The sequence below is a fragment of the Treponema sp. Marseille-Q4523 genome, assembly GCF_016901105.1.
Lineage (GTDB): Bacteria > Spirochaetota > Spirochaetia > Treponematales > Treponemataceae > Treponema_D.
In genome coordinates, this window is the sequence record NZ_JAFEVM010000003.1 from 92218 (window position 1) to 106573 (window position 14356).

A 14356-nucleotide genomic window follows, 5' to 3' on the forward strand; every position below is an offset into this window, starting at 1 on the left:
AATTTTACCGAAAACCGAGATGACTTCGATTGGTTTAGATGAACTGAATACGCTCATCGAAATCAACAACAGGATCAATTCGAATTACGCGGATTTGGACGCGCTACTCGCATACATTCTCGAAGCGGCGATGCGTCTCGTTCACTGCGAGTCGTCGTCGCTGCTGCTCGTAAACGCCGACGGTACGCTTCGATTCGTCATCGCGTTGGGGCCGAAAGGGGCGGAAGCGAAAGACATTCCCGTCGACAAAAGCAGCATTGCCGGCTGGGTTTCAGCTCATCGGCAGCCGCTCATCCTGCGGGATGTCGCACGAGATCCGCGCTTTTCCGATCACGTGCAGCATAAAACCGGCTACGTTTCCAAAACGATGATAGCGGTCCCGCTGTGCGTGGGCGACGAGTGCATCGGCGTTATCGAATTGATAAACAAAGCGGGCGGAGTGTATTTCGACGACGACGATCTTGAAATACTCAATATGCTGTGCAATCAGGCGGGCATAGCGTACAGGAACGCGGCGAAGTATCAGTCCGCGCAGAATAAAATTTCCGCGCTGCAAAATACGATTTCATCGGGGAGCGATTATCATCCGTTTATCGCAAAAAGCCCTGTCATATTGGATCTGCTGAAGATGATCGACGGTATCGCGAAGACGAATCTTTCGATCATCATAACCGGCGAAAGCGGCGTCGGAAAAGAACTCGTCGCCGAACAGATACACAAAAAAAGCGATCGGGAGGGAAAGCCTTTCGTGCGGGTCAACTGCGCAGCTCTTTCTCCTTCGCTGCTCGAAAGCGAGCTTTTCGGGCACGTAAAAGGCGCGTTTACCGACGCGAAAGCCGATCACAAGGGCTACTTTGAAACGGCCGACGGCGGAACGATTTTTCTCGATGAAATCGGCGAGATGCCGCTTGAACTGCAGGCAAAACTTTTGCGCGTCTTACAGTCGAAGCAGTTTCAAAAAGTAGGGTCGAGCAAAACCGTGTCCGTCGACGTGCGCATCGTCGCCGCAACGAACCGCGATCTCGAAGCGATGATGAGCGAGCAAAAGTTCCGAAGCGATCTGTACTTTCGCTTGAGCGGCATACCTTTAAAAGTGCCGCCGCTTCGCGAACGGAAAGAGGATATTCCCGCTCTTGCCGATTTCTTTTTGCAAAAGTTTTCGGGCGAAACGAAAAAGAATTTTACCGGCTTTTCGCGGTCGGCGATGGATGCCCTTTATTCGTATTATTGGCCGGGGAACATCCGCGAACTCGAAAATTCGATCGAACGCGCATGCGTACTCGGTACACCGCCTCTTATCAATGCGCTCGATCTCCGCATCGGTTATGAAGAGCGCGGAAGCGGGAAAAACGAAATCGAGTGCATGGCGGAGGAATACGCGTCGGACGTGAGCGGCGACCGTTCGCTCAAAGAAGCGGTCAATAAATTTAAAAGCGCCTACGTGCGGAAAATTTTGGAAGAGACCGCTTGGAATAAAACGAAAGCGGGAAAAATACTCGGCATTCAGCGGACTTATGTTTCGCGCCTGCTGAGCGACCTTCGCGACCGCGAAGAACTGTCGGAATAGATGTGAATACGGAAGTATGATAAAAGCGAGATTATCGGGAGTAAATATGATTGAAAAAAAATTTGAAAAAGCGACTGCGGGCGAACGTCTTTCGCAGTTTATGATGCGCCATCGCATGCAGATCATCGTTTCGGCGGCCGTCGTCATCGGTGCGATAGTCGTATACGGCATATCCGCCGCCGTCGTTTCGTCTTCGACGACGAAAGGCATTTCATTTGTCGATACCGTAGAATACGATCTCACGAACGATTCGGATCCTCTTTCGGATGCGGAAATCGAAACGCGGAGAAGCGATGCAATGACGAAACTTACGCCTTATCTTACGAGAGGCGGCATCGTCGGCGTGAGGGCGAATATGCTCGCTGCCGGCATCGCGTACGGGCGAAAGGATTATGCGGCGGCAAAAGCTTATTGGACGGCTGCCGCAGCGAAGGGTGCGAAGTCGTATACGGCGCCGCTTGCGTATTACAATATCGCCGTCTGCGATGAAAATACCGGAAACCTCTCCGATGCGGCGGCGAGTTACGGAAAAGCTGCGGACGTGAAGGATTTTCCGCTCGCGTCGCACGCGCGTTTTTCCGAAGCGCGCACGTACGAAACGCTCGGCGATTATAAAAAAGCGGCGGAAGCGTATGCTAAACTCACCGCAGGCGCGCTCGGAGATGCGTGGACGAATCTTGCCGAAACGCGCCTTATCGCGCTGAAAGCCGAAGGCAAAACCGAGTAACGGATATATCGATATAATTGTTTTTTTTACATGAGAATGGGCGGCGGCATGCGGAAAAACTGTCATGTATACGAATTGTTTTTTCTTGCAGCGTGCTGCCTTTGTTTTTTCGGCTGCGGACTGGAAGAGTATTACGTGCTCGAAGCGCCCTTTCGTATATACAACACGCCGAATGCCGATACGACGTATGACAATAAATATTTCGATTTTGTGACGAACGAAACCGGCAACTCGAGTATGAGCACTTCGTTTGATTTTCTGGGAACGGCCGTTTATTATAAAATCTACAATCGCTACGAATCGATCGGCAGCGTTACTTCCGCGCTGAGCAGTGCAAACAATTCGACCGAATATTCGGCTGCGGCGACATTACTTATCAATACGTACAAATACCGCGAGCTCGGAACCGCTTCGGGAACGACAACTCCGCTCATCGCATCGACCGGTGCGGACAGACGCATTTATATTCGCCTGACGAATTATCAGAATGATGCTCGTTATAAGGCAAAGATCATCATCGGTTATGCCGGCGACAGCAGTATCGTTGCGACGATGGTGCCGAAACGGGAAGGTAACCGGAACTCCTTCGATTTCGGCAGGACGGGCGCGAAAGACCCCGAACCCGCATCGGGTGACGACGACTACAATTATTCGAGTTCCGGATTTTCAAGCTCGTATCCCAATACTTATTTTGTCGATATGTACGCCCTTTCCGTCGGACGCGATACGACGTATACGACCTATTACAGTAAAGTGCTGCATCTCGGAACCGTCGCCGTCAATGCTGTTTCAGAGGATAACTGACGCCGACAGTACGCGTTCGTATCGCGTTACGCAGATCGGATTTAACGATACGGCGCGCGTTTGTAATCATTTTCATGGATCGCCTTTGTTGCTACCGCTGCTCTCGCGCAGTTCGGGTTTAACGATGCACCGCTGCAATGTGCCGATTCCCATCTTGTAAAAATTTTTTGACAAGGTTTTGAAACTTAGGATAATGACAGCGGCCTCGAATCGGCCTCGTATTTCTTCACGTAAAAAATCAACCGAAATGCGCAGTGTTTGACAAAGTTCGCCGTCAGGTGTATACTGTATCATATACTTAAACGAATAAACGTTTAAACTGATTTGATGAATAAAATGCAGCAGTTTATGATCGAGTGAAGCGGGAAGCTATGGTTAAGGATTTTCGCGCTGAAGTTCAGCGGATTTGGAAAAAATTTATCGTGTGTAAGCCGTATTTTGCCGCACTCGGCGATGAAATGCGGCAGCGCATCGTCCTCATACTCGCGGAAGCGGGACTCGACGGCATGGATGTCGCGGCGATTACCGCAAAAACGCATCTTTCCCGGCCGGCGATATCGCATCATTTGAAAATCCTCAAAGATGCGGGTATCATCACGAGTCACAAAAAAGGGACGAGCGTTTATTATTTTATTTATATTCAAAATACGCTTGACAAGTTGAAGGATTTGCTTACGTCCATCGAAAAACTCGTTTCCGGAATCGATATGCGATCGATAAAGGAAAAGGCTCCGTGGATGATCGCCCGCGACGATTATCTGCTTGCGGATGAAGTGCAAAAAAAGTAAAATCGCGCTATGACATTTTCACGAAAAAGCGGCATCCTCCTGCATCCGACATCCCTTGCGGGAAGTCCCGGTATCGGAACGCTCGGAAAGAGCGCATACCGATTTGCGGATTGGCTGCATCGCTCGCATCAAAAGCTGTGGCAGATACTGCCGCTCGGTCCGACCGGCTACGGTGATTCTCCGTACGCATCCTTTTCGACTTTCGCGGGAAATCCGCTCCTCATCGATTTTGAATTGCTTGCCGAAAGCGGCCGGGCGAGTGCGGACGATACGATCCCGCCCGACTCTATACGCTGCGACGGGCCGGTCGATTTTGAATCCGTCGTTCGATGGAAGCTGCCCTCTCTTTCAAAATGCGCTCGTTATTTTTTGGCGCATGCGAGCGGCGCCGATCGGGATGCCTTCGCGTCTTTTAAAAACGATAACAGGGCGTGGCTCGACACTTACGCCGTCTTTATGAGCGTAAAAAATTTTTTCGGCGAAAAAGAAAAAACGCAGGATGAAAATGCGCTCGGAGAGAACGCGGTGTGGAACACTTCGTGGCCGAAAGAACTCGCCGCCTGCGAGCCCCGAGCGGTCGAAACGTGGGAGAGAGAGCATGCGGAAGATATCGAAATTATTAAAGCGATACAGTTCTTTTTTGCGGTACAGTGGGGAGAATTGAAGCGCTATGTCAATGCACTCGGTATCGACATCATCGGCGATATTCCGATCTTTGTCGCTCCCGATTCGGCGGACGTGTGGGCGAATCAAAAACTGTTTCAGCTCGATGAAAACGGTTTTCCGACGCGGGTGGCGGGAGTGCCGCCCGATTATTTTTCGGCAACGGGACAGCTGTGGGGAAATCCGCTTTACGACTGGGATGCGATGAAAAAAGACGGATATGCGTGGTGGATTTCGCGCATAAGGCGCGCGCTCGAACTTGTCGACTGCATCCGTATCGATCACTTCCGCGGCTTTGAATCTTATTGGTCTGTTCCGTATGGGGAAGAGACTGCGGTAAACGGTATGTGGGTAAGCTGCCCCGGTGCGGATTTTTTTGCCGCCGTCAAAGCTTCTCTCGGCGATATCCCCGTCATCGCGGAGGATTTGGGCGTCATCACCGACGAAGTGCGCGCTCTCCGCGACAGCTGCGGTTTTCCCGGCATGAAAGTGCTCGAGTTCGCATTCGACCCTGAAGAAGAGCGGCGCGGAAATATGACGAACGCTTTTTTGCCCCACGAATATGAAAGCGCACGCTGCGTCGTCTATACCGGCACGCACGACAACGATACGCTGCAGGGCTGGCTCCTCCGAGAAAGAGACGATGTCGTGCGCTGTGCGGCCGAATACGTGTGCGGTAAGCCGCTTTCGGATGAAGATGCGCGGGCTATGGTCACAAGCGGCGAATTGTGCGGAAAGCTCGTGAGGGAAGCGTTCGCATCGACCGCTTCGTACGCCGTCATCCCGCTGCAGGACGTTCTCGCCCTTGACAACGGCTCGCGCATGAACACACCTTCGACTGCGGGCGGAAATTGGATGTGGCGTATGGATGAGAATGCGCTCTCCGATGATGCGGCCGCCTCTCTTGCTTTTTTAAGCAAACTCTACGGAAGAAACGGCGGATAGCACGGAGTTTCCTATGCGGCTTGCAGCGAGCGCGCAGGCGAATTGTATCGTGGGGACACGGATTTCCCGCTCTCTTTTGCGGGGTGCGCGGTCTTTTTGCGATAGGATTATTAAAATTGCGGGCATGAGGCATACGACCTACGCCCGCCTGGAGTGACTCGGCGACCGGAGCGAAGCGAGGACGCAGAGCGTGAGCGAATCACGGAAGGCGGGATAGCAAATCGGCTTCGTCCGAATAATTAAAAAAAAACTGCGTAAAAATGCAAAGTTTGCGCGATATATAGAGTGTGAAACGCTTCTTTTTTGCATTGAAAGAAAGGGCAGTGTGCGCCATGCGCTTAGTCCTGTCCTTTGTCACCGGCGGAAACGCTTGTGCGGTCTGCGGAGGGCAGGCGGGAGTGATTCCTCTGTGCGGCGCGTGCGAAAAGCGGTGTTTTGCAGAGCCTCCTTGTGGAGAGGGAGAGCGGTGTTCGGTGTGCGGTAAAACGCTCATATCCGAGCGCGGCGTATGTATGCGCTGCAGGCGGGAGTGCCTTTTGGTACATACGGATGCCGTTTTTCCTCTCTATTCGTATCGCTTGTGGAACAGTGTGCTTTTGTTCCGTTGGAAAATACAAGGAGAACGCGCGCTTTCGCCGTTTTTCGCTTCGCGCGCAGCGTCGGCCCTTAAAAAGCTGCCGGAAAGGTGCGTAGTTGTTCCGGTACCGCCGCGTCCGGGAAAAATACGCAAAAAAGGCTGGGATCAGATCGAAGAGCTGTGCCGTTTTTTGGAATACCGTTACGGGTACGACGTATGCCGGCTCCTCGAACGCCGTACGGCAGACGAACAAAAGCGGCTCGGACGGGAAGCGCGGCTCGAATCGATCGGAAAAATATACGCGCTGAAATCCGAAAAAAAACTGAAAAAGGAACTTAAACGTTTCGGCGGCAAGGTGCCGAAAAACCTGTGCATCGTCGACGATCTTTTTACGACGGGCGTAACGATCGAAAGCTGTGCCGCCGTTTTAAAATCCGCCGGAGCCGAAAAAGTGTCCGCCGTGACCCTCTTTATCGCGGATTGATAAAGCGGGAGGAACGACTCCGCAGAAGTACGCAGGGCAAACGCACCGGAAATGTATACACGGAAAAATCTGCGCATAATTACACAAAGAAGGCGGAACGCAAGGCAGCGGGACTGACGTCGAGCCGCTCTGACCGATGGCACGCGAACTTTTTGAAAAAAGTTCGCGTAGTCCGATTCCGATCACGGTCAGTCGCGGCGAACGGCAGGACTGCTGCCGGAAGTACCGCCGATTTTTGTCTTACCCGCTGTTTTTTTTGAGACTACGGTTTCCGGTGTGTTTGTACTGATGTGCGGATTGAATGTTGCAAAATGTGCAAATATGGTATATGATGGCGGGAACAGTTTTCAAGGAGCGCATATGGCCGGAGAAGATTCTCAATTTCAACTCGTAACGTTTCAGCTCGGCGATGAAATATACGGCGTCGATATCATGGATGTAAAAGAAATCGTAAAAATACAGGATGTGCGCCCCATTCCGAACGCGCCGTATTATGTCGAAGGAATCATCAACCTGCGCGGGGAAATCATTCCGATCATCGATCTGCACAAGCGCTTTCGGCTGAAATCGCTCAGGGACGAAGATATCGATACCGATATCGAAGGCGGCTTTATCATCCTCAGTATCGAAAACAATAAGATCGGCATCATCATCGACCGCGTAGCGCGCGTCGTTCCGGTGACGGCCGACGATATAAAAGATCCCCCGCAGATGTTCAGCGGTATCGGCTCGGAATACATTCAAGGCGTTATCCGTTCCGACAACGGCACCTATCTCATCATGCTCGACATACATAAGCTGTTCAATCCGAAAGAACTGCAAAAGATTGTCGATTTTTAACGGCCGCGATGATTCGAACATACAGTACAACGATCAGACGGAAAGAGATGGACGCCGTGCTCACCTGCATGGTCGACGAAAAGATCGGACCGGGCGAGATGAACGCGCGTTTTATCCAGTCGGTAAAAGAATTTTTCAAATGCGACGGTGCCGTTGCCGTGAGGAGTCCTTCCATCGCGCTGAAATATGCGATGAAAGCGCTCGGCGCGGAACGGGGTACGGTCGTGATGATTTCGGCTCTCGCTCCTTCGTGGCAGATACTCGCCCTCGAAGATTTCGGCTATACGCCGCTCGTACTCGACGTCGACGAAGTGACCGCTCTCGTAACTGCGGATATCGTTTCCGAGGGGATCAAAAAAGGCGGGCGCATCCTCCTCCTGCACGAAACGAACGGCATTATGCCGGATATGGACGCGATCGCTTCTCTGGGTATTCCCGTCATAGAAGATATTTCGCAGAGCGTCGGCTCGGTGATCCCTTCTCCTAAGGGGACGGAACGTACGCCTGCCGAAGCCGCGCGCGCGAGGGCGGGATTGTACGGAGTGTTTGCCATTTTGAGCCTCGAAGAGCGCGATGTCGTCACCGCGGGCGGGGGAGCTGTCGTCATGGCGGGAAGCAGGCGGGATTGGATTCCGCTTAAAAAATACACCGACGAAGCGCCTCTTACGGATTTGCTTCCCGATTTGAACGCGTCTCTCGCGTGGGTCGAACTCCGCGAATTTAATAAAAACGAAGAAAAACGCAGGGAGATTTTTGCGATCTTTCAGCGCGCCTGTATGTCGGGCAGGCATAAAATGCTTGTGCGCGATTTTGACGGCGCGTCGACGATGTGTAGTTTTCCGCTCGTCCTTTCGAGCGCGTACAAAGACGTCAAACAGTATACCGACCGCAAAGGTATCGAAATCACCCGCGCTTTCGAACATTCCGTTATCGCGCTCCGCGACGAAGCGCTTTCTCCTTCGTGTATCCGCGCGAAATCGCTCAGTCTGCGCTGCGTTTTGTTTCCGCTCTATCCGCGGCTTACGCACGCCGAGACGGCGCAGATCGTCAAAGTACTCGGCACGCTGCCGTGAGCGGGAACCGTATGGAAAAGTGCCGTATCGTCGTCAATACGTCAAAACCCGAATCGCAGGCGCTCGGAAATGAAATCAAGCGTTTTTTGGCGGAAAAGAGCATAGCATCGTCGTTCTACCGCTTTGACGGTTTCAGCGACGCCAATCCTTTTTCGAACTGCGATTTCGCCGTAACGCTCGGCGGCGACGGCACGGTGCTCTTTGCCGCCCGCGGCTGCGCATCTCTCGGCATTCCCGTATTCCCTGTCAATTTGGGCGAATTCGGTTTTATCGCGAGCATCGAAAAAAACGAATGGAAAGAAAAGCTCGAGCTTTTTTTAGCGGGAGAGATGTTCGTCGGCGAGCGGAGTATGCTCGAAGTTTCGTTTTCGCGCGGTTTGCGCGGGGATTTTTCCGCCGTCGCCTTGAACGATGTCGTCGTCAGCGCGGATACGGCTGCAAAAACCGTTTCACTTGAAGTATCCTACGACGGCGTGCCGCTCGGCGTTTTTAAAACGGACGGCATCATCGTCAGCACGGCCACCGGTTCGACCGCGTATTCGGCGTCTGCAGGCGGGCCGATCGTCGATCCTGAACTCGATGCGATTATTCTTACTCCGATAAACGCCTTTTCGCTTTCATCGCGTCCCATCGTGCTCGATCCGCGCGAAGAAGTGTGCATAAAGCTCCTTTCGGTGCGGAAAGAGGCAGCGCTTATCACCGTAGACGGGCAGACGCCTTTTGCGCTGAAAGCTGAAAGCGTCATCACCGTACGGAAAGCCGCGCACAAAGTAAAGCTTGCGGGCTGCACGACGGAAAAATTTTGCAGCGCGCTTCGTTCAAAATTGAATTGGTCGGGAGGGCCTCATGCTCGAAGACCTGACGATTAAAGATTTTGCGCTCATCGATTCGGTTTCGATAGAATTTCCGCGCGGCTTTACCGTGCTTTCAGGCGAAACGGGCGCAGGCAAATCGATCCTCATCGGTGCGCTGTCGTTTCTGCTCGGCGGAAAATCGGACGCTCAGATGATCCGAAGCGGCGCTCACGAAGCGTCTGTGTCGGGAACTTTTTTACTCGGCGGAAAAAGCGAAAGCGCTGAAAGCGATGTGCCGAAAGCCCTGCAGACTTCACCCGACGTCGAAGAAGAAGCCGTAACGGCGGAAGCATGGCTTTTGCAGCACGGCATCGAAAGCGATGACGGACGTGTGCTCGTGAGGCGCACGCTCCGCGACTCGGGAAAGTCATCGGCATGGATCCAAAGTACGCCCGTTACGAGAGCCGACTTGGCTTCTTTTTCGGCACTTCTCGTAGACATTCACGGACAGCACGATCATCAGTCGCTTATGAAAGTTCCCCGCCACCGCGTTTTTCTCGACGCGAGGGCGGGCATCACCGAAGAAGTGCGCCGTTTTACCGCGTTGTACGCCGAACTCGTCGAAAAGCGGAAACTCCTCGACGGACTCAATGCATCGAGCGAAGAGCGTTCTCGAAAAATCGAAATGTATTCGTTTGCGGTAAACGAAATACGAGAGGCGAAGCTCAAAGCCGATGAAGATGCCCTGCTTTCTGAAGAGGAGGGGAGGCTTTCGTCCTACGAAAAGCTCGCCTCCGACATCGATACGATCGTGAATATGCTTTCCGACAACGAAACTTCAGCCGTGTCGATTTTAAAACAAGTGCGACGCGATGCGTCCCATGCGCTTGAAATGGATAAAACGCTTTCCGATTTGGATTCGCGCGTGGAATCGGCGTTTTACGAAGTGTCCGATATCGCCGAAGAATTTTCCGCGTATAAAGACAAGCTCGTCTACGATCCCGCACGACTTGCCGAAGTGCAGGAACGTCTTTCCCTCATCTATAATTTAAAGAAAAAATACGCATCGTCTCCGTCTGCGCCTCTTTCCGAAGTTTTGCAGTATGCGGCGGAAGCCGAAGAAAATCTCGAACGGCTCGGTGCGGGGACTGCCGATAAAGCATCTCTGGAAAAAGAAGCGGCGGAAACGGAACGGCGCGTCTACACGGCTGCAAAAGCGCTTTCCGAAAAACGAAAGGCTGCGGGAGAAGCGATGTCGAAAGAAGTCGAATCGGTGCTTGCAAAGCTCGGCATGAAGGGCACTCGTTTTTCGGTGCGCGTCGAAGAAAAGCCCGGAAGCGGCGCGGTGCAAAAATGCGGCCCCTACGGCATGGACAATGTAGAATTTTTAATAAGCGCGAACCCCGGCTCTCCGCTTTTGCCGCTCGCTCAAATCGCTTCGGGAGGTGAGCTTTCCCGCGTCATGCTCGCCCTTAAAACGATATTTGCCGAAACCGATCCGGTTGCCACACTCGTCTTCGATGAAATCGATACGGGTATCGGAGGGGAAGTCGCGGTATCGGTCGGAAGTCACCTCAAAAACCTTGCGAAAAACCGGCAGATATTGTGCATAACGCATCTTGCAAGTATTGCCGTTTATGCCGATAATCAGATAAAGATCGAAAAAGCCGTGTCGGAAGGCAAGACGTCGTCACGATGCCGCAGCGTTTCGGGAGAGGAGCGCGTAAACGAGATCGCGCGCATGCTTTCCGGAGAAAATTCGAGCGAATCGCTTGAACACGCTCGGTCGATGCTCGAACGGTTCGGCGGCAAATAAATCTGAAGATTTACTCGCTGTGTAATTTTTAAGGATTAAGGAACGATAAAACGGGATGCCGAAACAGCGCGGCGGGATTGAAGCGACCAGGGCTTTTTAGAATGACTTTTATTCGGAGGACGGGTATGGCAAAGATATCGGAAACGACGCGGGAACAGCTTGCGAAAGCAATTCAGCCCTATCAAAAACAGATCGACGATCTGCTTGCAAAAGAAAAAACGCTCGTCGACCTCATGAAAAGCGACCACGCGGGCGAAGCGTATAAAAAGCTGCAGCTTGCCGAAGATATGGTTTTCGTTTCGAGCCTCTATATGGCGGAAAACAGTTTATCGCTGAAAATACTCGAAGTCAAAAATAACGACGCGCTCAACGAATCGCGCAAAACGCTTTACCGTGCAATCATCTATCTCGAAGATATCGTAACGAATTTTATCGATGTGCCGTACTCCGAACTTTCGTCCAAATGGGAAAACATCGCGAATACACCGATTGCAAAGCGTTATCTGCTCATGAGAAAGCTCGGTCTTGCCATACGGCTTTTAAAAGATGCGTTCGGCGAAAACAGCAAGTGGAAGTGGTCGTTCGTCGAACTCGAAGGACGCTTTGCCGCCGTTGCAAAAAATCTCATCGACATGAAAAAGGGCGCAAAGGATTATTTTGAACCGAGTTCTGCCGATTACGAAACGACGGTGCTTTACGTGCGCAAATTGCAAAAATTGCTCGACGCTTCGGCAAACGGCTACCGCGATAAATACGAGCTTTCGACGAGGCGCATCGACGATATGCGCAACGCGATCAAATTCCTGCTTGCGCGCCACAAACTCTGCCTTGCGATCGGCGATAAAACGAATGCCGAAGATATCAAAAAAAAGGCCGTCATCTGGAAAGATAAAATGGACGCCGATCAAAAAGCGGGTTTAAGTTCGTAATGATCGGTAAAGCGCTTGCTCTCAAGATTTTCGAAGGATTTTCCATCCAGCGCTGGAACGATTTGATCCGGCCTTTCGATTTGATCGAAATGGACAAAGCCGGCGAAAAAATGATGATCGCCTATATCATCGGAAAATTCGAAGAACACAAAGGAGAGGCGATCGATTGGGAATGGATGGCCTATGCCTCTCTGTTCGACCTGCTCCGAAAGATTTCTCTGTGCGATATAAAAGCGCCCGTGCAGCGTTTGTTAAAAAAAGAATACACCGCCGAATATTTAAGGCTCGACGAATGGGTGCTTTCTCAGTACCGCCCGCTCATAAACGACGACGAACTCTTTTCCCGCTTTACGATATATGTCGGACAAAAAGCGGAAACGCTTCCGATCCCCGCCTCTCTTACGGCATCCTACCGCGTGCTGCAGGCGGCGCACAAGTATTCGACGATGCGCGAACTCCAAATGCTCTCCGTCGTCAACGAGCGGGAGCGCCTCGTAAAGATCGAAACGGAACTCCAAGCGCAGATCCGTCCCTACCTCGATTTGGAAGGGCTGCAGATGATGCTCACGCATCAAAAGACCTACGATTTTTTATTAAAGATCGAACAGCTGCGCTTTCAAACGCGCTGGAATCAAACGCCGCGAGTGCCGAAAACGAACGTGCTCGGGCACAGCTATTTTGTCGCGGTGATGACGCTGCTGCTCTCGCGAAGTACCGGAATCGAAATGTGCTCGCGAAGAATTATTAATAATTTTTTTTGCGCTCTCTTTCACGATTTGCCTGAAGCCGTAACTCGCGATATCATATCGCCTGTAAAGCAGGCGACCGACGCGCTGCCCGATATCGTAAAGCGTATCGAAGACGAAATCGCAGGCAGAGAACTCGTTCCGCTTATGGAAGATTTTTTTGCCGACGAACTGCGCTATTATACGAACGACGAATTTCTGAACCGCATACGGCGTGACGGAAAGAGCGAAGCGGTTTCGTTTGAAGATTTGAACGGACGTTTTAACAGCGACGCCTTTGAGCCCGTCGACGGCCGTCTCGTGCGCCTTTCCGATCACCTTGCAGCTCTTCTCGAAGCCGACAGTTCGATCAAACACGGCATTACCTCCGAACACTTGGTGCACGGGCGGGAGAGCCTTCTCGGTCACTATGCGCCGGGTGAAACGATAAACGGCATCGATGCGGGAAAATTATTTCAGGATTCGGTCGCTTCCTGACGCGACGCTTCCGATTGCCGAAAACGCACTTATCCGACTGCGGTGCATAATTATATCAAGGAAATCGACCGCAAACTGAAGTTTTTCGGCAGGCCTTTGTCCGTCTCATTAAATTCGCTTTTTTTGCCGATATTATAACGGTATGAAAGTCAACGGAAAAAAATCGTCCTCGTTCGTATTGTATGCCGCCCTCATCATCGCACTTTCCTCGTCCGTTTTTGCGGACACTACGTATATCGTCAAAAAAGGCGACACGCTCTATTCGATAAGCCGCCGCTACGAACTTACGGTTGCAGAGCTTCGAACGGCAAACAATCTTTCGGAAAACGATGTGCTTCAAGCGGGGCAAAAATTGACGATCCCGTCGGCCGATATAACGAATGCGGCGGCATTGAGCGCCGTACCGGAAAAAAAGGGGGATGTGCCCGTTTCCGAAATCGCAAAAAATGCGGAAACCTATACCGTTCAAAAAGGCGATACGCTTTATTCGATCGCGCGGAGATACGATATAAAATTATACGATCTGCTTTCGATAAACAATATGGCAAATGATGCCGTGATCAAAGTAGGGCAGCACATAAAAGTGCCCGCAAAATCCGCAACTGTCGCAAAAAATATTCCGAACAATCCTTCATCGGGTAAGCCTTCCTCTTCATCTCAGAGTCCTGCCGGAACGGGAGACTCTTCGCTTTTATGGCCGGTAAAGCATCCGACGGTCGTCTACACGAAGGGTAAAGTATCGGGCGTCGAACTTTCGGCTGAAAAAGACGAACCGGTAAAATCGATCCGCGCGGGAACCGTCATGTACACGGGAATGTACCGCGGTTACGGAAATATCGTGTTCGTCGAATCGAAGACGGGATTGATCTACGCGTATTCGTGGCTCGGTTCGGTACACGTAAAAAAAGGCGACTACGTCGTGTGCGGAGATACGGTCGGCACTGCCGGAAAAAATGCGGCGGGAAGTCCGAGTTTGACCTTTATGGTTTTCCAAAACGGTATGCCGATCGACCCCGCAAAAGCGCCGCGCGGTTGAAAGTTTCCGCCGACTGTATCGATTGCCGCAGGCTTTGGCCGATGCGCATCGAAAATCGCGGTGAATGATCGTTGTATACAATTTTTAAAT

Annotated in this window: 13 protein-coding genes; all 13 read left to right on the forward strand. The window is 51.8% G+C overall.

The features are described from left to right. Window positions 1–19: 19 nt before the first annotated feature. The 13 genes from JSQ97_RS01620 (at window position 20) to JSQ97_RS01680 (ending at window position 14266) form a co-directional block, all read left to right on the forward strand. Window positions 20–1567: a sigma-54-dependent Fis family transcriptional regulator gene (locus JSQ97_RS01620; RefSeq protein ID WP_205074445.1), complete on the forward strand. Its 1548-nt coding sequence runs from the start codon at window positions 20–22 to the stop codon at window positions 1565–1567. A 46-nt stretch (window positions 1568–1613) separates the two neighbouring features. After that, window positions 1614–2294, forward strand: a complete 681-nt coding sequence (locus JSQ97_RS01625) for a tetratricopeptide repeat protein (RefSeq protein WP_205074446.1) — start codon at window positions 1614–1616, stop codon at window positions 2292–2294. Between the two features lie 30 nt (window positions 2295–2324). Continuing rightward, window positions 2325–3098 (forward strand): hypothetical protein, encoded by a 774-nt coding sequence (locus JSQ97_RS01630; RefSeq protein WP_205074447.1) that lies wholly within the window; start codon window positions 2325–2327, stop codon window positions 3096–3098. Between the two features lie 371 nt (window positions 3099–3469). Then, window positions 3470–3886, forward strand: a complete 417-nt coding sequence (locus JSQ97_RS01635; RefSeq protein WP_205074448.1) for an ArsR/SmtB family transcription factor — start codon at window positions 3470–3472, stop codon at window positions 3884–3886. Window positions 3887–3895: 9 nt separating this feature from the next. Then, window positions 3896–5494 carry a 4-alpha-glucanotransferase gene (gene malQ / locus JSQ97_RS01640; RefSeq protein WP_205074449.1) on the forward strand — a complete coding sequence of 533 codons (1599 nt, stop codon included), beginning with the start codon at window positions 3896–3898 and terminating at the stop codon, window positions 5492–5494. Between the two features lie 287 nt (window positions 5495–5781). Then, entirely contained in the window at window positions 5782–6555 is a 774-nt protein-coding gene (locus JSQ97_RS01645) for a ComF family protein (RefSeq protein ID WP_205074450.1), read from the forward strand. 360 nt (window positions 6556–6915) lie between these two features. After that, on the forward strand, window positions 6916–7395 hold the full coding sequence (locus JSQ97_RS01650) for a chemotaxis protein CheW (RefSeq protein WP_187384954.1): 480 nt from the start codon (window positions 6916–6918) through the stop codon (window positions 7393–7395). A gap of 8 nt (window positions 7396–7403) precedes the next feature. After that, complete coding sequence (locus JSQ97_RS01655; protein ID WP_205074451.1) at window positions 7404–8468, forward strand: DegT/DnrJ/EryC1/StrS family aminotransferase; 1065 nt, start codon at window positions 7404–7406, stop codon at window positions 8466–8468. 11 nt (window positions 8469–8479) lie between these two features. Then, window positions 8480–9337 carry an NAD(+)/NADH kinase gene (locus JSQ97_RS01660; protein ID WP_205074452.1) on the forward strand — a complete coding sequence of 286 codons (858 nt, stop codon included), beginning with the start codon at window positions 8480–8482 and terminating at the stop codon, window positions 9335–9337. Then, entirely contained in the window at window positions 9315–11078 is a 1764-nt protein-coding gene (gene recN / locus JSQ97_RS01665) for a DNA repair protein RecN (RefSeq protein WP_205074453.1), read from the forward strand. Before JSQ97_RS01660 ends, recN begins: the two co-directional genes overlap by 23 nt. A gap of 125 nt (window positions 11079–11203) precedes the next feature. After that, window positions 11204–12007: a hypothetical protein gene (locus JSQ97_RS01670; protein ID WP_205074454.1), complete on the forward strand. Its 804-nt coding sequence runs from the start codon at window positions 11204–11206 to the stop codon at window positions 12005–12007. Then, window positions 12007–13230, forward strand: coding sequence for an HD domain-containing protein (locus JSQ97_RS01675; protein ID WP_205074455.1), 1224 nt, complete (start codon window positions 12007–12009; stop codon window positions 13228–13230). Before JSQ97_RS01670 ends, JSQ97_RS01675 begins: the two co-directional genes overlap by 1 nt. Before the next feature lie 142 nt (window positions 13231–13372). Next, window positions 13373–14266, forward strand: coding sequence for a M23 family metallopeptidase (locus JSQ97_RS01680; RefSeq protein WP_205074456.1), 894 nt, complete (start codon window positions 13373–13375; stop codon window positions 14264–14266). Window positions 14267–14356 lie beyond the last annotated feature (90 nt).